The 19258-nt window shown below is 60.3% G+C and carries 14 protein-coding genes; 10 read left to right on the top strand and 4 right to left on the bottom strand.

The annotated features are described in order from the left end of the window. Positions 1–13 precede the first annotated feature (13 nt). From pilW to TU79_RS06705, 9 genes are all read left to right on the top strand, one after another. Complete coding sequence (gene pilW, locus TU79_RS06745; RefSeq protein ID WP_057007277.1) at positions 14–772, top strand: type IV pilus biogenesis/stability protein PilW; 759 nt, start codon at positions 14–16, stop codon at positions 770–772. Then, positions 772–1758 carry a RodZ domain-containing protein gene (locus tag TU79_RS06740; protein WP_057007276.1) on the top strand — a complete coding sequence of 329 codons (987 nt, stop codon included), beginning with the start codon at positions 772–774 and terminating at the stop codon, positions 1756–1758. The genes pilW and TU79_RS06740 overlap by 1 nt, the downstream gene beginning before the upstream one ends. Positions 1759–1760: 2 nt before the next feature. Further along, positions 1761–2870 (top strand): flavodoxin-dependent (E)-4-hydroxy-3-methylbut-2-enyl-diphosphate synthase, encoded by a 1110-nt coding sequence (gene ispG, locus TU79_RS06735; RefSeq protein ID WP_003238471.1) that lies wholly within the window; start codon positions 1761–1763, stop codon positions 2868–2870. 23 nt (positions 2871–2893) lie between these two features. Beyond that, a complete protein-coding gene (hisS, locus tag TU79_RS06730) occupies positions 2894–4183 on the top strand; it encodes a histidine--tRNA ligase (RefSeq protein WP_057007275.1) in 1290 nt (429 codons plus the stop codon). 42 nt (positions 4184–4225) lie between these two features. Next, positions 4226–4867, top strand: coding sequence for a YfgM family protein (locus tag TU79_RS06725; RefSeq protein ID WP_003238475.1), 642 nt, complete (start codon positions 4226–4228; stop codon positions 4865–4867). Further along, positions 4860–6011 (top strand): outer membrane protein assembly factor BamB, encoded by a 1152-nt coding sequence (gene bamB / locus TU79_RS06720; protein WP_057007274.1) that lies wholly within the window; start codon positions 4860–4862, stop codon positions 6009–6011. The genes TU79_RS06725 and bamB overlap by 8 nt, the downstream gene beginning before the upstream one ends. A gap of 134 nt (positions 6012–6145) precedes the next feature. Continuing rightward, complete coding sequence (gene der / locus TU79_RS06715; RefSeq protein ID WP_057007273.1) at positions 6146–7615, top strand: ribosome biogenesis GTPase Der; 1470 nt, start codon at positions 6146–6148, stop codon at positions 7613–7615. Positions 7616–7743: 128 nt separating this feature from the next. Further along, positions 7744–8892 carry a pyridoxal phosphate-dependent aminotransferase gene (locus TU79_RS06710; RefSeq protein WP_057007272.1) on the top strand — a complete coding sequence of 383 codons (1149 nt, stop codon included), beginning with the start codon at positions 7744–7746 and terminating at the stop codon, positions 8890–8892. After that, entirely contained in the window at positions 8880–9671 is a 792-nt protein-coding gene (locus TU79_RS06705) for an amidohydrolase (RefSeq protein WP_057007271.1), read from the top strand. The genes TU79_RS06710 and TU79_RS06705 overlap by 13 nt, the downstream gene beginning before the upstream one ends. A gap of 120 nt (positions 9672–9791) precedes the next feature. On the opposite strand, the gene leuA is transcribed toward TU79_RS06705, so the two are convergent. The 4 genes from leuA to xseA form a co-directional block, all read right to left on the bottom strand. Beyond that, positions 9792–11471 carry a 2-isopropylmalate synthase gene (leuA, locus tag TU79_RS06700; protein WP_057007270.1) on the bottom strand — a complete coding sequence of 560 codons (1680 nt, stop codon included), beginning with the start codon at positions 11469–11471 and terminating at the stop codon, positions 9792–9794. A gap of 370 nt (positions 11472–11841) precedes the next feature. Continuing rightward, the gene (locus TU79_RS06695; RefSeq protein WP_057007269.1) at positions 11842–15882 is read right to left on the bottom strand and encodes a membrane-targeted effector domain-containing toxin; all 4041 of its coding nucleotides are present in this window, start codon (positions 15880–15882) and stop codon (positions 11842–11844) included. A 189-nt stretch (positions 15883–16071) separates the two neighbouring features. Beyond that, a complete protein-coding gene (locus tag TU79_RS06690) occupies positions 16072–16893 on the bottom strand; it encodes a M23 family metallopeptidase (RefSeq protein ID WP_057007268.1) in 822 nt (273 codons plus the stop codon). A gap of 3 nt (positions 16894–16896) precedes the next feature. Further along, complete coding sequence (gene xseA / locus TU79_RS06685) at positions 16897–18276, bottom strand: exodeoxyribonuclease VII large subunit (protein WP_057007267.1); 1380 nt, start codon at positions 18274–18276, stop codon at positions 16897–16899. A 97-nt stretch (positions 18277–18373) separates the two neighbouring features. Between xseA and TU79_RS06680 the strand changes: the two genes are divergently transcribed. Further along, the gene (locus tag TU79_RS06680; protein ID WP_057007266.1) at positions 18374–19141 is read left to right on the top strand and encodes a sulfite exporter TauE/SafE family protein; all 768 of its coding nucleotides are present in this window, start codon (positions 18374–18376) and stop codon (positions 19139–19141) included. Positions 19142–19258: the final 117 nt, after the last annotated feature.

Genomic DNA, 19258 nt, shown 5'->3' with positions numbered 1-19258 from the left:
AGAGAGGATCTCTATGCCCTTGCGCCTTGCGCTGCTGTTACTGGTTACCGGTCTTGCGGCCGGTTGTGTTTCATCGGGCCATGACAGCCCTTTGCAAACAGACAAAGGCCGTGACGAGGCGCGAGTGGCGTATGTGCAGTTGGGCCTGGGTTACCTGCAGCAAGGCATGAGCGAGCAGGCCAAGGTGCCGTTGAAAAAGGCCCTCGAGTTGGACAGCGATGACGCCGACGCCAATGCAGCTTTGGCGTTGGTGTTCAAGGCCCAGGCCGAGCCTGAGCTGGCCGACCGGTATTTCACCAAGGCGCTGTCCGTACGGCCTGCCGATCCTCGGCTGTTGAACAACTACGGCAGCTTCCTGTTCGAGCAGAAACGTTATGCCCAGGCCGCCCGTTATTTCCAGCAAGCCAGTACCGATACCCTGTATCCAGAACGTTCTCGGGTATTCGAGAACCTTGGGGTCACCTCGATGCACCTCGGGCAGCGCGATTTGGCGCGCCAGCAACTGGAAAAAGCCCTGCACCTGAACGGTCACCAGCCTCGCGCATTGCTCGAAATGGCTGAGTTGTCCTACGAAGACAGGCATTATGTGCCGGCACGTGACTATTACGAGCGTTTTAGCCTGCTCAGCGGGCAAAATGCACGTAGTCTATTGCTCGGTGTGCGCCTGGCGACGGTTCATGAAGAACGCGACACGGCCGCACGTTTTGGCCAGCAACTCGAACGACTCTATCCCGGTACGCCGGAATATCAGCAATACCTGTCGGAGCAATGATGAAAGCGGCGCACCCGGAAGTTGTAGCAGCTAATCGCGTAAACCCAGGCGACACCTTGCGTCAGGCCCGCGAAAGCAATGGCTGGTCGCTGGCGGAAGTGGCCCTCAAGCTCAATTTGACGGCCACGTCCCTGGGCAACCTCGAGGCCGGCGCGTTCGACAAGCTGCCGGGGCATACCTTTGCACGCGGTTATATCCGTGCTTATGCCAAGTTGCTCGGCATCGATCAAACCGTGCTGGTCCAGCAGTTCGATCAGTTCACCGGCACCGACTCCCAGGGCAGCAACGTCCATGGCCTGGGCCGTATCGAAGAGCCCACTCGGGTCTCCCACACGATCTTGCGGATTGTCAGCCTGCTGCTGCTGATCGCGGTGATCGGCGGTGGTTTCGTCTGGTGGCAGGACCAGGCGGCCCAGCGCACCAAGGACATGACCAGTAACGCCATGGAGCACGTCGAAGTCGAAAGCGCCGACGGCACCACCCAGATTCATCCGCTGGATGAGCCCGAAGACCAGGCTGTTGTGCAAAGCCAGGCCGCACCTGAAACGCCGCCGGCCACCGAGCAGCCAGCGCCGGAAACCTCCCCGGGCGCAACCGCTGCCGTGACTGCGCCGACCACTCCGGCTGCGCCCGCCGCCCAGGTCCACACGCCGGCGGCTCCTGCCCAGGCCCCGGCGACCACGGCTCCGGTTACGCCAGCAGCTCCCGCTATTTCGGCCCCTACGACCCCTGCGTTGATCGCCGGTGACGGGCACGTACAGGTTACCTTCATCGCCGACTGCTGGACGCAAGTCACCGATGGCAACGGCAAAGTGCTGTTCAGCGGCCTCAAGCGCAAGGGCGACACGCTTGACCAGGGCGGCAAGCCTCCTCTGACGCTGCGTCTGGGCTACGCCCGTGGCGCGCAAGTGGTCTACAACGGCCAGCCTGTGGACGTGGCGCCGTTCACCAGTGGCGAGACCGCTCGCCTCAAGTTGGGACAATAGTCATGCACGGCGAATCTCCAATCAAACGTCGCGTATCGCGCAAGATCTGGGTCGGCTCCGTACCCGTGGGCGGCGATGCCCCCATTGCCGTACAGAGCATGACCAACAGCGACACCAATGATGTGGCCGCCACCGTGGCCCAGATCAACCGTCTGGAAGCAGCCGGCGTCGACATCGTGCGCGTTTCCGTGCCGGACATGGACGCTGCCGAAGCCTTCGGCCGCATCAAGCAGCTGGTCAAGGTGCCACTGGTTGCCGACATTCACTTCGACTACAAGATCGCGCTGCGCGTGGCCGAGCTCGGGGTGGACTGCCTGCGCATCAATCCGGGTAACATCGGGCGTGAAGACCGCGTGCGCGCGGTGGTGGATGCCGCCCGTGATCGCGGCATTCCGATCCGCATCGGCGTCAACGCCGGCTCCCTGGAAAAAGACCTGCAAAAGAAATACGGCGAGCCTACCCCGGCGGCGCTGGTCGAGTCGGCGCTGCGCCACGTTGAACACCTCGAACGCCTGAATTTCCAGGACTTCAAGGTCAGCGTAAAGGCTTCCGACGTGTTCATGGCGGTAGAAGCCTACCGCCTGCTGGCCAGGGAAATCGTGCAGCCGCTGCACCTGGGTATCACGGAAGCGGGCGGTCTGCGCTCAGGCACAGTGAAATCTGCGGTGGGTCTCGGTATGCTGCTCGCCGAAGGGATCGGCGACACTATCCGCATCTCCCTGGCGGCAGACCCCGTAGAGGAAGTGAAGGTCGGTTACGACATTCTCAAATCCCTGCGCTTGCGTTCCCGTGGCATCAACTTCATTGCCTGCCCGAGCTGCTCGCGGCAGAACTTCGACGTGGTGAAAACCATGAACGACCTGGAGTTGCGCCTCGAAGACCTGCTGGTGCCGCTGGATGTTGCAGTGATCGGCTGCGTGGTCAACGGGCCGGGCGAGGCCAAGGAGGCGCACGTCGGCCTTACCGGTGGTACGCCAAACCTGATTTACATCGACGGCAAGCCGTCGCAGAAACTGACGAATGACAATCTGGTGGACCAGTTGGAAAAGCTGATCCGCGAGAGAGCGGCCGAAAAGGTCGCCGCTGACGCAGCGCTGATCGCTCGCGGCTGATTGAACGAATTTAAGGATTTGATGTGAGCAAGTCTCTGCAAGCCATTCGTGGCATGAACGACATCCTGCCGGAGCAGACGCCATTATGGCGTTACTTCGAAAGCACGGTCGCGCGCCTGCTGGATAACTACGGTTACAAACAGATCCGCATGCCGATCGTCGAGTTCACCGAGCTGTTCAAACGCTCCATCGGTGAAGTGACCGACATCGTCGAAAAAGAGATGTACACCTTCGAAGACCGCAACGGCGACTCCCTGACCCTGCGTCCGGAAGGCACTGCCGCCTGTGTGCGTGCGGTGCTCGAGCACGGCCTCACCGGTGGCGGTCAGCCGCAGAAGTTGTGGTACATCGGCCCGATGTTCCGTCACGAGCGTCCACAGAAAGGCCGTTATCGCCAGTTCCACCAGATTGGTCTTGAGGTGTTCAACCTTGACGGCCCGGACATCGACGCCGAGCTGATCGTGATGACCTGGCGCCTGTGGGGCCAGTTGGGCATCCGTGACGCCGTCAAGCTCGAACTCAACAGCCTGGGCACCAGTAAGTCCCGGGGCCGCTACCGCGAAGCCCTGGTCGAGTACCTGTCTGCCCACTTGGATAAACTGGATGAAGACAGCCAGCGCCGTCTGAAAACCAACCCGTTGCGCGTACTGGATACCAAGAACGCCGACACCCAGGCCGTGCTGGTAGATGCGCCGAAAATGGCCGACTACCTGGACGACGAGTCCCGTGTGCATTTCGACGGCCTCAGGGCGCGTCTGGATGCCGCCGGGATTCCCTACGTCATCAACCCGAAACTGGTACGCGGCCTTGATTACTACAGCAAGACAGTGTTCGAGTGGGTCACCGACAAGCTTGGCGCCCAGGGTACCGTGTGCGCGGGCGGTCGTTACGACGGGCTGGTCGAGCAGATGGGCGGCAAGCCCACCACCGGCGTAGGCTTTGCCATGGGCATCGAGCGTCTGATCCTGCTGCTGGAAACCCTGGAGCAGGTCCCGGAAGAAATCGCCCGGCAAGTGGACGTGTACCTGTGCGCCTTTGGCGAGGCTGCCGAACTGGCAGCCCTGGCCTTGAGCGAACAGGTGCGTGACCAACTGCCAAACCTGCGTCTGCAGATCAATGCCGGCGCCGGCAGCTTCAAGAGCCAGTTCAAGAAGGCCGACAAGAGCGGCGCGCTGTATGCGCTGATCCTCGGCGATGACGAGTTGGCCCAGCAAGTGATAGGTTTCAAACCCCTGCGTGGCCAGGGCGAGCAACAGAACATTGCCTTTGATGCGCTCGCCGCGCACCTGGCCACCTGCGTTGTGCAGGGTTGAAGCTGTCGAACAGCCGAATTTAGCGATTTAAGGAGTATTGGGGTGTCGAGTATTGATGATGATCAACTGACCGAGTTCAAGGACTGGTGGCAGCGTAATGGCAAGCCTCTGGTTACTGGCGGTCTGCTCGCTTTGGTGGTGGTGTTCGGCTGGCAGGCCTGGCACAAATACCAGGCCAACCAGTCCCAGGGCGCCTCGGTTCTGTATCAGCAGTTGCTGGAAACCACGCTGACGCCGGACGGCAAGCCTGACCCGGCCCAGGTTGCAGACCTGGCCGGCAAGCTGAAAAGCGAATTTGGCGGCAGCACCTACGCTCAATACGGTAGCCTGTTCGTCGCCAAAGTGGCGGTCGATACCGGCAAGCTGGATGATGCTGCCGTTGAACTGAAGGCCATCGCCGACAAACCGACCAACCCGACTCTGGGTGAAATCGCCCGTCAGCGCCTGGCTCAGGTATTGGCGGCACAGAACAAGGCCGACGAAGCACTCAAACTGCTCGACGGCGATGCGGACAAGGCATTTGTAGCCACTCGCGAAGAGCTCAAGGGCGACCTCCTGGTCCAATTGGGTCGCACCGACGAAGCCAATGCTGCGTACAAGAAGGCCAAGGCTGCGCTGTCTGATGAAGCGGCGGTCGGTGGCCTACAAATCAAGCTCGACGACTTGGCCAAAGGGGATGCGTGACGTGATCCGTTGGAAACATGCAGCATTGCTGGCTCTGGCCGTTCTGGCCGCGGGTTGCAGCAGCAACAGTAAAAAAGAACTGCCTCCGGCCGAGCTGACCACTTTCAAGGAAGAAGTGGTTTTGCAAAAGCAGTGGAGCCGCTCCATCGGTGACGGCCAGGGTGACACCTACAACATGTTGGTGCCGGCAATCGACGGCGAAAACATTGTGGCCGCTGACGTGACCGGCGTGATCGTGTCCATGGATCGCATGACCGGCGACGTGAAGTGGAAAAAAGACCTTGAGTTGCCTGTGTCCGGCGCCGTCGGTGTGGGTTATGGCATGGTCATGCTCGGCACGCTCAAGGGCGAAGTCGTGGCGCTGGATTCCAGCACCGGTGAAGAGAAATGGCGCGCTCGCGTGACCAGCGAAGTGCTCGCACCGCCTGCCACCAACGGCGATATTGTCGTGGTGCAGACCCAGGATGACCGAGTGATCGGCCTGGACGCCAGCACCGGCGAGCAGCGCTGGTTGTACGACAGCACGCCGGCGGTACTGACCCTGCGCGGCACCAGTGGTCCGATTGTCACCAACAATCTGGCCGTTGCAGGCCTGTCGACCGGTAAAGTGGTTGCCCTGAACACCCAGAACGGCGTGCCGGCCTGGGAAACCCGAGTGGCCATCCCGCAAGGTCGTTCCGAACTGGATCGCGTGGTGGACATCGACGGCGGCTTGCTGCTGTCGGGCGAGACCCTCTACGTCGCCACTTACCAGGGCCGTGTGGCCGCGCTGGACCTGCAGAGCGGTCGCGTCAACTGGCAGCGTGATGCTTCCAGCTACGCCGGTGTCGCCCAAGGGTTTGGCAGCGTCTACGTAAGCTTGGCGTCCGGCACCGTTGAAAGTGTCGACGAGCGTTCCACCACCGCCCTGTGGAGCAATGACTCCCTGGCTCGTCGTCAACTGTCGGCACCGGAAGTGTTCTCCAGCTACGTGGCGGTGGGCGACTTTGAAGGCTACCTGCATCTGCTGAGCCAGGTGGATGGTCGTTTCGTGGGTCGTGAGCGTATTGACAGCGACGGCCTGCGTGCACGTCCGCTGGTCGTGGGTAACATGCTTTATGTGTTTGGCAACAGCGGCAAGCTGGAAGCCCTGACCATCAAGTAAGAACCATGCTTGGGGTAACACCCAGGCGGCCCCGCTTCGGCGGGGCATGCGGCATCTGACGATGCTGCCCCGAGCACCAGCCGCTGCCTTGCAGCGGCTTTTGTATTTTCTGAAATAACGAAGTGGAGAGCCGCATGGTTCCCGTAATCGCCCTGGTGGGCCGACCTAATGTCGGCAAGTCCACCTTGTTCAACCGCCTGACCAGGACTCGCGACGCCATCGTCGGCGACTTGTCCGGTCTGACCCGTGATCGCCAATACGGTGAGGCAAAGTGGCAAGGGCGCTCCTACATTATTGTCGACACCGGTGGTATCTCCGGTGACGAGCATGGCATGGACGAAAAGATGGCCGAGCAGTCACTGCTGGCCATCGAAGAAGCCGATGTCGTGTTGTTCCTGGTGGATGCCCGCGCGGGCTACACCGCTGCCGACCAGATGATTGGCGAGCACCTGCGCAAGCGCAACAAGCGTTCCTACCTGGTCGCGAACAAGATCGACAACATCGATCCTGAGGCTGCCCGTGCCGAATTCAGCCCGATGGGTTTGGGCGACGCGATCCCGGTCGCAGGCGCCCATGGGCGCGGCATCACCCAGATGCTGGAAATTGCCCTCAGTACCTTTCCCAAGGATGACGCTGAGGAAGAAGAGGGTGAGGAAGAAATCGTCGCCGAAGGTGAGGAAGCCAAGCGCATTCCGGGCCCGAGTGAAAAAGACGGTATCAAGATCGCCATCATCGGCCGTCCTAATGTCGGCAAGTCGACACTGGTCAACCGTATGCTCGGTGAAGACCGCGTTATCGTGTACGACGAGCCCGGTACCACCCGCGACAGCATCTACATCCCGTTCGAGCGTAACGAGGAGAAGTACACGCTGATCGACACCGCCGGTGTGCGCAAGCGCGGCAAGATCCACGAGGAAGTTGAAAAGTTCTCCGTGGTGAAAACCCTGCAAGCCATCAAGGACGCCAACGTGGTGATCTTCGTGATGGACGCCCGCGAAGGCGTGGTGGACCACGACCTTAACCTGCTGGGCTTTGCCCTGGAGTCCGGTCGGGCATTGGTGATCGCGATCAACAAGTGGGACGGCATGACGCCCAGCGAGCGCGACTTCGTCAAGATCGAGCTGCAGCGTCGGCTGTTCTTCGTCGAGTTCGCCGATATCCACTTTATCTCGGCCCTGCACGGCACCGGCGTGGGCAACCTCTACGCGTCCGTGCAGAACTCGTTCAAGTCCGCCGTGACCCGCTGGCCCACCAACCGCCTCACCCAGATCCTGGAAGATGCGGTGGGCGAACACGCGCCGCCAATGGTCAACAACCGCCGGATCAAACTGCGTTACGCCCACTTGGGTGGTGCCAATCCGCCGATTATCGTGATCCACGGTAACCAGATCGAGAAGGTGCCCAAGTCCTACGTGCGTTACCTGGAAAACACCTACCGTCGTGTCTTGAAGCTGGTCGGTACGCCGATTCGCATCGAGTTCAAGGGTGGCGAGAACCCATACGAAGGCAACAAGAACACATTGACGGACCGTCAGGTGAACAAGAAGCGTCGTCTGATGACTCACCACAAGAAAGCCGACAAGAAGCGCCGCGACAAGAAATAGCAGCAGCTTCAAGTTGCAAGCTACACGAGAGGGCTCCTTTGGAGCCCTTTTTTTTGCCTCGCGGTTTGCCCCTTGACCTGCTTGCAGCATGCAGCTTAAAACTGGCAGCTCACCCGAAGGGGGCTCCCATGATCACCAGCAAGCTGCCGAACGTCGGCACCACCATTTTTACCACGATGTCGCAACTGGCTGCCGAAACCGGCGCGCTCAACCTGTCCCAGGGTTTCCCCGACTTCAACGGCCCGCAGGCGTTGCTCGATGCGGTGGGCCAGCACGTTGCCAGCGGGCATAACCAGTACTCACCGATGACCGGCCTGCCAGCCCTGCGTCAGCAAGTGTCGACGAAGATCGCCCGCAGCTATGGCGTATCGGTGGACCCCGACAGTGAAGTGACCATCACCCCAGGGGCAACCGCCGCGATTTTCTGCGCGATCCAGGCAGTGGTTCGACGAGGCGATGAAGTGATCATCTTCGATCCCTGCTACGACAGCTACGCACCTTCGGTGGAACTGGCCGGTGGCCGTTGCGTGCATGTGCAACTGAGCCTGCAACGCTTCGCCCTGGACTTCGAAAAGCTCAAGGCGGCGCTGTCACCGCGCACGCGCATGATCGTCCTCAACACGCCGCACAACCCCACCGGCGCACTGATCAGCCGCGCCGAGCTGGACCAATTGGCCGACCTGATCCGTGATCGCGATATCTACCTGCTCAGCGACGAGGTCTACGAGCATCTGGTGTTCGATGGCGTGCCCCATGTCAGTGTGCTGGCCCACGCAGAGCTGTACCCGCGCGCCTTTGTCGTCAGCTCCTTCGGCAAGACCTACCACGTCACCGGCTGGAAAACCGGCTACGTCGTCGCGCCACCGGCGCTTACGGCCGAATTGCGCAAGGTGCACCAGTACGTCAATTTCTGTTGCGTCACCCCGTTGCAGTTCGCGCTGGCTGACTTCATGGCCACCCACCCGCAGCACGTTGACGCACTGCCGGCGTTCTACCAGGCCAAGCGCGATCTGTTCTGCGACTTGCTGGCGCCGTCGCGCTTGAGTTTCACTCGGGTGGCCGGCACCTACTTTCAACTGGTGGATTACTCACAGATTCGCCCGGACCTGGATGATGTCGCCATGTCCCTGTGGATGACCCGCGAACACGGCGTGGCGAGCATTCCCATCTCGGTGTTCTACCAGCACCCACCCCAAGGCCAGCGCCTGGTGCGCCTGTGCTTTGCCAAACGCGAGGAGACGCTGCAGCAAGCAGCCGAAAAACTATGCGCGATCTGACTGCACTGCCGAACCTGACGGTGGCACTGGTCCAGACCACCCTGGCCTGGCACGACCGCCAGGCTAACCTTGACCATTTCGAGCTGTTGCTGGAGCAGGCCAAAGGCGCCGACCTGATCGTATTGCCGGAGATGTTCACCACCGGCTTCTCGATGGAATCACACACCCTTGCTGAGCCGGAAAACGGCCCCACCCACCGCTGGCTGCAGGCCCAGGCCCGAGAGTACGCTGCGGTCATTACCGGCAGCGTGATCATCCGGGCGGCCGACGGCAGTCATCGCAACCGCCTGCTGTGGGCGCGGCCCGATGGTGAGGTGCTGCACTACGACAAGCGTCATCTGTTCCGCATGGCCGGCGAACATGACCACTACACCCCGGGCGAGCGCCAGGTGCAGTTCGAGTGCAAGGGCTGGCGCGTTCGGCCGTTGATTTGCTACGACCTGCGCTTTCCGGTGTGGAGTCGTGACGCCGAGGACACTGATCTGCTGCTGTATACCGCCAACTGGCCGGGGGCGCGGCGTCAGCACTGGAACCGTCTGCTACCGGCGCGCGCCATCGAGAACCTGTGCTACGTGGCGGCGGTGAATCGGGTGGGTACGGATGGCAAAGGCTTTGGCTACACCGGCGACAGCCAGGTGCTGGACTTCCAGGGCGAGACCTTGCTGAGTGCGGGGGAGGCGGACGGGGTGTTTCAGGTGTGCCTGGATGCGGCGGAATTGGCGGCGTATCGCACCCGGTTTCCGGCGAATCTGGATGCTGATCGTTTTCTGTTTGTCTGATAGACCGCTATCGGGAGCAAGCCCCCTCCCACATTTTGATCTGTGAATACATTCAAAATGTGGGAGGGGGCTTGCTCCCGATGTGGCCGGCCCAGCCAATAACGCTTCTGGATTGCTTGCTTATGCCGCCTTCGCTGCCTGCTGACTCAGCGAGCGGTTCAACGCACTGAACAGCGCCTTGAAGCTGGCGGTAGTGATGTTTTCATCGATCCCCACCCCATGTACCGGACGTTCGCCGTTCACCCGCAGTTCAATGTAAGCCGCCGCCTTGGCATTGGTGCCCGCGCCAATCGCGTGTTCGTTGTAATCCATGATCTCCACACCAATCGGCAGGCCGGCCACCAGGGCTTCCAGTGCGCCATTGCCTTTGCCTTTCCAGTGCAGATTGGTTTCGCCCTGGCCCTTGCCCGAGACTTCCACCTCGACATGGCTGTTGCCGTTTTCTTCCTGCAGGCGATGGCTGACCAGCGCGTACGGGGTGTTGGCCTGCAGGTATTCCCGTTGCAGCAACGCGTAGATCTGCGGCGCGGTCATCTCCAGGCCCACACGGTCGGTTTCGGCCTGTACCACCTGGCTGAACTCGATCTGCATGCGGCGCGGCAGGCTGATGTCGTATTCCTGCTCCAGCAGGTAGGCGATGCCGCCCTTGCCTGACTGGCTGTTCACGCGGATCACCGCCTCGTAGCTGCGGCCGATATCGGCCGGGTCGATTGGCAGGTACGGCACTTCCCACAAGGCATCGTCTTTTTGCTGGGTAAACCCCTTGCGGATCGCGTCCTGGTGCGAGCCGGAGAACGCGGTGTGCACCAGATCGCCGACATACGGATGACGTGGGTGCACCTGGATCTGGTTGCACTCCTCGACGACCTTGCGCACGCCGTCGATGTCGGAGAAGTCCAGTTGCGGGTCGAGGCCCTGGGTGTACATGTTCAGGGCCACGGTGACCAGGTCGACGTTGCCGGTGCGTTCGCCGTTACCGAACAGGCAACCTTCGACGCGGTCGGCGCCGGCCATCAGGCCCAGCTCGGTGGCGGCCACGCCGGTGCCACGGTCGTTGTGGGTGTGCAGGCTGATGATCACGCTGTCGCGGCGATTGATATGGCGACCGAACCACTCGATCTGGTCGGCATAGATGTTCGGCGTGGCGCATTCGACGGTGGCGGGCAGGTTGAGAATCATCTTGTGCGCGGGCGTCGGGTTCCATACCTCGATCACGGCGTCACAGACTTCCTTGGCGAACTCCAGCTCGGTGGCGCTGAAGGTTTCCGGGGAATATTCGAAGGTCCACTGGGTTTCCGGCTGCTGCGCGGCGTATTTGACGAACAGCTTGGCCGCATTGACCGCGATGGCCTTGATGCCGTCCTTGTCCTGGTTGAACACAATGCGGCGAAACGACGGCGACGTGGCGTTGTACAAGTGCACGATGGCCTTTTTCGCGCCGCGCAGGGATTCGAAGGTGCGCGCGATCAAGTCTTCACGGCCCTGGGTCAGCACCTGGATGGTGGTGTCTTCGGGGATGTGGTTGTCCTCGATCAGGGTGCGCACAAAGTCGAAGTCGGTTTGTGAAGCGGCGGGGAACGAGGCTTCGATTTCCTTCACGCCGACGGCCACCAGGGTTTTCCAGAAACGCAGTTTTTTGGCGGCGTCCATCGGCTCGATCAGCGACTGGTTGCCATCACGCAGGTCGGAACTGCACCAGATCGGCGCGCTGGTGATGGTCTTCGACGGCCAGGTACGGTCCGGGATATCGATGGTCGGGAATGCGCGGTATTTAGAAGACGGGTCTTTGAGCATGCTCATCGGGAAATCCTTGGGTGAGGGGCCGAAAAAAGGCGGCCTGCCGTGAAACTGTTATTGGGAATAAAGCTTTGGACGAGGCAGATCGATTCAGCCTGGCAGTCGTGCGCTGACAAGGCACAGGCTGCGGTGCTGGCGGAGCTGAATGAGGGTGTGAGCGGTTTTCATGTGCTCAACCCTAACCGTAGGTGCTGAGGATGGCAAGCAGTCGAAAAAGATTGGCAGAATTTCTTATAAATGGCGTTTTAGTGGTTTTTTATGGCTATTTATGATTTTTAAATTAATTTTTGTTGCGCAATAAATGCAGTCGTAGCAATTTTTTTTGAATCGAGAAAAAGGGTGCAGCACCTGACGGCGCCGCACCTTTTTATGGTCAGGCGGGTTTCAGATACTCATCAACGTTTTGGTGGATCTGATAATCGCCGACCTGGTCATCGAGGGTAAACCGCCTGGCAGGGTCGGGGGCCGGCCCGATGGACTGAACGGCGACGGTGGTACCACCTGGGGCAGCGTCATACACGCCGATGCCGGTGCCTCCGGTGAGTTCAGCTATTCCAGGCACCCCTTGTGTGGTGTTCATATGCCGCCTGCCAACCACGGCAATCCATTTTTCGCCAGCAGGCGTCTGTTCGATTATTTTGCTCGCAAAGTAGTTGAACTCTTTCAAACGTTCGTTGGTGTGCTCCAGGTTGAGGGACTCAGCTGATCGGGTGCGTGTTGAGTGCATTGTCAGGTGATCGTGTTCGAGGCCCCGTACTTTAATTCCGTATTTTTCGGCGGCGAAAAACACATCCGTCCTCGTCGGGATCTTGCGTATGTACTCAGGGTTTTTCGGCTGAGGAAGCACCAGGTGTATGTCCCCTGCCGTGTACGGAACGCTGTCAGCCCAAAGCGCTCCCTCCAGATACAGAGTGGTAACGCCGCTTTTTGAGAAGTTTTCCATGTTCTTTATCAACATCAGGTTGCTGGCAACCTGATCATGCTGCTCACCCAATACCAAGCCGTTTGAAGTGGTCAGTGCTTCACGGGCCAATTGCGAAGGTGATGTGTTGTGTGCCAAAGCTGGCATATCGGGACGGGGCAAGGGCGCCGCGACGTGCTGGGCGAGGTACGTATTCATTCCGTCTCTGAACCATCGAACGGCTTGGCGTCTGACGGTCCTGGTCAGCGTAAAGTCGGGGCCGCCGACCAGAAGGCCGTCGACGTAATTGTAGGGCCATTCACTCTTCTGCCTGCGTTTGGCGCCACGCCTGCCGCCAGGTAACTGGCTTAAACGCCACTCTCCACTGCCGGTGGATGTCATCGTCGCGACCTGCCGCCGTGTGGCGGGGTCTATGACCCTCACGATAGAGCCTTCGAATGTGTAAACCGGGCTGATTTCATAGAGACGATTAACGTCCGTGCTATCGGTATAGCGGATAAAGCTGCGAGGCCCGGACGGGGAGTCGACGAGGTAGATACCATTTTTAGGCGTGAGCTTGCCATTGAGCACCGCGTCGGGAACCCCATATTCGCTGAGGTCTGCACGTGCAGATGCTTGCATGCCGGGTACTTGCGTGGCTGTTGCGCCGGAGGCGGGCCTGGACGAACCGGCGATGGCGGGTTTCACGGTTGCAGCAGGGCGAGCGGTGATCGCCAGGCGTGGACTGATCACGGGACGCAACCCTCTTTGCCTGACGATATTCTGGCCGGTCGCCGCGACCGTAAAGTCGGAATAGACAGCTCCCCAGCCATTGGGGTTCTTCAAGAGTGCCGGCAGGCTTCTGCCTTGCGCGCGAAATGCCTTTATCCCGGCTTTTGTCAGGCGGTTAATGGTCGAGAAGCCTTTACCGACCACTGGAACCATGTCCAGCAAGTTCGACGCAACGTCGATACCGAATACCAATTTGTTGTAATTCGAGGCGGCGTCAACCTCGGCAGTGCTGGTGGACGCAGCGTCGGCTTTGGCCATCGACAGCGCTAACTGCTGCTGATACAGGTGATCGAGTAATGGACCTTTGGTGGGTTTGAGCGATATGCCTTTTTCATGGTTGCGTGCGGCTTCGTTCAGCAGGTCCAAGGGGACGTATTGAGTCAGTTTTGCAATCAGCTCATATTTGTCTAAAGGCGTTGTTCTATCGACGATGTAGCGTTTCCACTCGGGCTTTTCGGTGAGGCTTTTGAGGCTGTCCTGGTCGAGAAGCTCACGAAACGTCAGCCCGTCCGGTGCATTCGGTGCGCATAGAACCAGGGAGGGGTGCGACGGGGACTTGATAACGAAAACCCCTTCAACCGCCTTGCCATCGATGACCAGCGCGTGGCTGCGGATCTCATGCCCTTCAACCGTTGGCCAAGTAGTCGGGTCGGTATGATCAAGCGTTGCGCTGACCCAGTGAGTGCTCCGCTTTTGCGAAGGGTTGTCGGTCAATGTCGCCTGGTAGTTTGCGGGGTCGAGCTGGGCCACAAAGGCTTCCTTTTTCAGGTTGGCCAGTTTGCTTGCGTACCAGGCTTTTCGCAGTGCTCCCGCGCTCCCGGAGGTGGCGTCAGGTGCCATTTCCTTTGCTAGATGCTCCAGGTATTTGCCGCCCATATCGAGCGGTCTGATCAGATCTTCAAGTGCTTGAGTATCCAGAATCAGCGGATTGCCTTGCGCGTCCACCACCGCCTTGCCGGTCGCATCCAAAAGCGTGGCGGTCATGGTTTTTTGGGAGTATTGAGTGCTGCTGCCAGCATCCCATTCGCCAAGGTTTTTCAGTGCCAGATCTACCAGCGACAGCGATTGAACGGAATCCCGAGTATGTTCGCCCGTGGCAAATCTACCTGCGTGAATGGCGGTTCGGGAGCGTATGGAGACCTTGATGTTAGCGGGGTCTATTCCCTTATCCGGGTAGTGATCTTTGAGCAGTTCTTTTAATGCGTGAGTCAATTTCTGCTTGGCAAAGGCTGGCAAGGAAGGGAATTTTTCCAGCAAGGGGAACAGTGTTTCGTTAGATTCCTGCTCTGCGCTGTCCAGGTTTGAAAAAAATGCTTTTTGCACAGGTGTCAGGTTTTGCAACCAGTCAGGTTGCAGTTTTTCTTCAAGCTTTTGATTGCGGGCGAGCAATGCGTTGCTGCCGTCGAACTGAAATGACAGGTCTGCCGCATCCTCTACCGGTCCGGTCACCGTGGGGTCACTTAACATATAGGGGTGCAGAGCCTCATTCTCCGGTGCCATGACGCGTGTGAGGGCCTCCCTGATCTTCGGCGTTTGTTGACGCATTGTTGTAACAAATCCTTCGACGATCACATCATCTTCCACAGGCGCCAGGCGCTGGAGCAGGTCATCGCCTTGAGGAGCCTTTGGCGAGGGCTGTTCAGACAGGGTTGCGATTTCATGCTTGAGGTTCAACCTCGCGGCGATAACCTCGAGTGCCTGGGCGGGGGTTTTGAACTCTTCGATACCGTTTTCTGATGTGATCGCTACCACAGGGCCGTTCAGCTCATTGGCGTTGATGTTCCTTGTGCCGTTCGGCCAGATCGGAACGGATGAGGACGAACCATCGCTGGCGGTGATTATGAACGCGCCGGGCAATAGGCTGCCGGTCCCGGTATTGTCATTTATTCTGAGCGGGTAGACGCCTGGCCGCGAGCCGGCGCTGATTTCACGCTCACGCGATGCCAGGTCGGGGTACTGCACGAAGGTATCGACCAGCTTCTTGCCCTGCTGGCCAAGTGTTCCGTCCACCACCTGCAGCGCAGCCTGGGTCGAAAGCAGTTCTCTGTGCATCGCCAACAGCTTGTTCTGGGGGGACGAGGTTTCGCCAGGTCGGTGTCGGGTCCAGAAGGTCCTGTTGGCCTCTGCAAATCCAACCCCGATGTCGGTGGCAATCGTACGCAGAGAACTCAGGTTTTTGAGTTTTTGCTCGCCAATATAGAAGCCGGACTCAACACCCGGGCTTTCCTCGGGGCCTTCTTGCCCATTGATGACGGGGGCCTGGGTTTCCTGGATTTTTCTGGCAACGGCCGATAGCAGAGGTTCTGTGGACACAAGCCCTTTCTGTCCATCTGCGCTTTTGCGGTAAATCCTGAACTCGATGGATTCGGCATTGAGCGGGCGCTGTTCCGGCAACGCCTGTTCCAGGCGCTGTTTTATAAACGCCTTCAGGGTAGGCTGCTGCGCTTGCAACATGGTGATTTTTTTACTGAGCGTGTTGTACTGAGTCAGGAGCAATTGTGTATCACTGACTTTGAAGTGTTCGGAAAGCTGAGTGTGTTGCGGCTGGACTGGTTTAATCCCTCCAACATAAGGCTTGTTTACGGCGCCGGTAGGGAGCGGGAGGGTGCCGGGCGGCGCTTCAACGACTGAGTCCGTGAGCTCGGCATGGCGGGGGGCTGCGAAATTCAACGTTGGTTGACGGGTGGTGACGGCATCCGAGTCAATCGGGCGTAAGTTCATCAGAAGCTTCCTAAGGCGGGAACTTCAATCCGTAGTGTTCCGAAAAAGCGATTCTCTCCCTTCGCGTCTAGCCTGTGTGATAGTTGCCGCAGGTTCGTTCCTCGATAGTTTGTAATAGATGTTGCCAGGCGCGCTTCGTCCGCAGGAAACGATGATTTCAGGTCCCGCCAAGTGCCCTGGCGTAATTGCTTAAGGCGTAAACGCCCCGATAAAGATCGCCGGGTCCACCCGCGCATCGTTCAGGCTGACATTCCAGTGCATATGCGGCCCGGTCGCTCGGCCCGTCGCTCCGACTTTGCCGACTACCGACCCGCGCACCAGTTGCTGACCGACCTTCACGTCGATCTTTGACATATGGCAGAACATGCTGATAAAGCCCTGACCATGGTCGACGAACACGGTGTTGCCGTTGAAGAAGTAGTTGCCCACCAGAATTACTTTGCCATTGGCCGGCGTCTTGATTGGCGTGCCGGCCGGCACGGCGAAGTCCAGGCCCGAATGGGGATTACGCTCTTCACCGTTGAAGAAGCGGCGCACGCCGAACCGGCTCGACAGCGGCCCGTTCACCGGTTTGTCCAGCACCAGATTGCTCGGCACCGTGGGGCTGAAACTGCGATAGGCCTTGAGCTGCACCGCCAGTTCGCCCTCGATGCGCTTGAGTTGCGCGGGCTCGGGGTTGACCTGGCTTTTATTTTTCAGGGTGATGCGCTGTTCCGGGTACTTCTTGTAACCCACGATGAACGGCAGGCTGCGCCCACCGCTGCTGACGCGCTCGTTGCCCGGCTTGACCGTCAGCGGGATGCCGACAATCGCCAGCCAGTTGTCCTGCTCCTTCACCACCAGCACCGGCTTGCCCAGGTAGCTGGCTTTCGGCGCGGCGGCTGCGGGGCCGAGGTCGACCACCGCAACCCCGCCGGGCACCGGTTTGTTCAGGGTTCGGGTGATGTAGCTGTCGGCGTGGGCGTTGCACGCGAGGCACAACAGCATCAGCAGGCTCAGGAGACGTGGCATCGATCAATCCAGTAGCGAAAGGGTGACAGGGGTGAGGTGGTTGTCTTCCACCCGCACTTGCAATTGGCCTTCACCGAGGCGGGCGGTCAGGCGCTGGCCGGTGTGGGTTTGCGCAGCATTGCGAATCGCCTGGCCGCGCTCGTCCAGCAGGATGCTGTAGCCGCGGCCCAGCGTCGCCAATGGGCTGACCACCTGCAGCGTCTGCACCTGGCTTTGCAACTGCAGACGGCGTGCCTTGAGGCCTTCGCGCATGGCGCGGGGCAAGCGTTCGGCGAGGCTGTCCAGGCGTTGGCGCAGCAGGGCCAGTTGGCGGCCCGGGTGCTGGCCGGCCAGGCGCGTCTCCAGGCGAATCAGGCGCTCGCGGCGGGTATTAAGGCTGCGCTCGAAGGCGCGACGCAGGCGCATGTCGAGGTCATCCAGACGCTGGGCCTGCTGACGCAGGCGTTCGCCGGGATGGCGCAGGCGTCGGGCCATGCCCTCCAGGCGCAGGCGGTCGTGGCGCAGGCGGTTGCGCATCAGCATCACCAGGCGGCGATGCAGGTTCTCCACCTGGCGCACCAGGTGGCTGGCGTCGGGGGCAAGCAATTCGGCGGCGGCGGACGGGGTAGGGGCGCGCACGTCCGCGACGAAGTCACAGATCGACACGTCGGTTTCATGCCCGACCGCGCTGACGACAGGCGTGACGCACGCGTCCACCGCGCGTGCCACGGCTTCTTCGTTGAAACACCACAGGTCTTCCAGAGAGCCGCCGCCCCGGGCCAGGATCAGCGCGTCAAACCCGCGCGCGTCCGCACGTTTGAGTGCGCGCACAATCTGCGGGATAGCTTCGCGACCTTGCACGGCGGTGGGAATCAGGGTCAGTTCGATGTTCGGCGCGCGGCGGCGGAACACGCTGATAATGTCGCGGATCACCGCGCCGGTGGGTGAACTGATAATGCCGATGCGCCGAGGGTGCATCGGCAGCGGCACCTTGCGTTCGGCACTGAACAGGCCTTCGGCGCTGAGCTTTTCCTTCAGCGCATCGAACGCCAGGCGCAACGCACCGTCGCCGGCCGGCTCCACCGTGTCGAGAATCAACTGGTAGTCGCCACGGCCCTCGAACAGCGAGACCTTGCCGCGCACCTTCACCGCCAGGCCATCCTTCAATGCCTGACGCACCCGCGCGGCATTGTTGCGAAACAGCGCGCAACGCACTTGCGCACCGCTGTCCTTCAGGGTGAAGTACACATGGCCGGAGGCCGGGCGGGCGAGGTTGGAGATCTCGCCCTCAACCCAGATATTGGTGAACACGTCTTCCAGCAACACGCGTGCGCGGCCGTTGAGCTGGCTGACAGTCAGGACTTCGCGGTCCAGGCCCAGGCGGGCAAACGGGTCTTTAATCATGGGCGGCAGTTTATAGGTATTCCCGGGGCAATCACCACGGCCTTGTGCACATGGGCGGCTGCACTATGCTGAGGGCGGCGATGAGCAAGGAGCCTGCATGACTGCAATCGAACTGTTGAACCACTGGTCTTTTGCCGGGATGGACTGGCTGATCATTGGCCTGGGGGTGGTGCTGGCCTACGTCGTGTTCGGCATCGCCGGGTTCGGCACGGCGTTGATCGCGGCGCCGATTCTGCTGCTGCTCATGCCGTTGTCGAAGATCATCCCGCTGCTGGTGCTGCTGGATTTTGTCGCCGCGTTCGGCGGCCTGCTGCACACCCGGCGCGAGGTGAGCAAGGCGGAACTGCTGCGACTGCTGCCGTGCATGGCCATTGGTTGCACCCTCGGTGTGGTGTTTTTGCTCAACCTGCATTCGGATTTGTTGCTGCTGTTGATGGGGCTGTTTATCAGCGCCTACGCGATCTACAGTCTTCTGGTAAAGGCGCGTCCGACACAACTGGCGGCAGGCTGGTCGGTGCCCATGGGCACCGTCGGTGGGCTGTTCGGGGCGATGTTCGGCAGTGGCGGCTTTTTATATGCCATCTACCTGAACAGCCGTTTGCCCAAGGAGTCGGCGCGGGCGACCCAAAGTGCGCTGATCAGCGCGAGTACGCTGGTGCGCTTGAGTCTGTTTCTGCTGGCCGGGGTCTATGCGGATTGGCCGCTGCTACTGTTGGCGCTGTGCCTGTTGCCGGCGATGGGGTTGGGGCTGTGGTTCGGGCGCCGGTTGACCCTGCGCCTGTCCCGCGAGGCGTTCGTGAAGGTGGTGACGTGGCTGGTGCTGGCGAGCGGCCTTGCGTTGATCGGGCGGTATTTGAGTTCTTGACCTGTGTGGGGCAGGGATTAAGCTGCCTGCCTTCAGCGCCTCATCGGGAGCAAGCCCCCTCCCACATTTAAATGCATTTACCGATCAATAGGTGGGAGGGGGCTTGCTCCCGATGGC

It is taken from the genome of Pseudomonas trivialis, from assembly GCF_001439805.1.
In the GTDB taxonomy this organism is placed as follows: domain Bacteria; phylum Pseudomonadota; class Gammaproteobacteria; order Pseudomonadales; family Pseudomonadaceae; genus Aquipseudomonas; species Aquipseudomonas trivialis.
Note: the sequence above shows the minus strand (reverse complement) of the source record. Positions and strands in the feature narration are given on the sequence as shown.

Bases quoted from the DNA above. Each gene is read 5' to 3' on its own strand.
- ispG (WP_003238471.1), top strand. From the start codon at position 1,761: ATGCACGGCGAATCTCCAATCAAACGTCGCGTATCGCGCAAGATCTGG.
- TU79_RS06705 (WP_057007271.1), top strand. From the start codon at position 8,880: ATGCGCGATCTGACTGCACTGCCGAACCTGACGGTGGCACTGGTCCAG.
- bamB (WP_057007274.1), top strand. From the start codon at position 4,860: ATGCGTGACGTGATCCGTTGGAAACATGCAGCATTGCTGGCTCTGGCC.
- TU79_RS06690 (WP_057007268.1), bottom strand. From the start codon at position 16,893: ATGCCACGTCTCCTGAGCCTGCTGATGCTGTTGTGCCTCGCGTGCAAC.
- xseA (WP_057007267.1), bottom strand. From the start codon at position 18,276: ATGATTAAAGACCCGTTTGCCCGCCTGGGCCTGGACCGCGAAGTCCTG.
- TU79_RS06740 (WP_057007276.1), top strand. From the start codon at position 772: ATGAAAGCGGCGCACCCGGAAGTTGTAGCAGCTAATCGCGTAAACCCA.
- TU79_RS06695 (WP_057007269.1), bottom strand. From the start codon at position 15,882: ATGAACTTACGCCCGATTGACTCGGATGCCGTCACCACCCGTCAACCA.
- TU79_RS06710 (WP_057007272.1), top strand. From the start codon at position 7,744: ATGATCACCAGCAAGCTGCCGAACGTCGGCACCACCATTTTTACCACG.
- TU79_RS06680 (WP_057007266.1), top strand. From the start codon at position 18,374: ATGACTGCAATCGAACTGTTGAACCACTGGTCTTTTGCCGGGATGGAC.
- der (WP_057007273.1), top strand. From the start codon at position 6,146: ATGGTTCCCGTAATCGCCCTGGTGGGCCGACCTAATGTCGGCAAGTCC.
- pilW (WP_057007277.1), top strand. From the start codon at position 14: ATGCCCTTGCGCCTTGCGCTGCTGTTACTGGTTACCGGTCTTGCGGCC.
- leuA (WP_057007270.1), bottom strand. From the start codon at position 11,471: ATGAGCATGCTCAAAGACCCGTCTTCTAAATACCGCGCATTCCCGACC.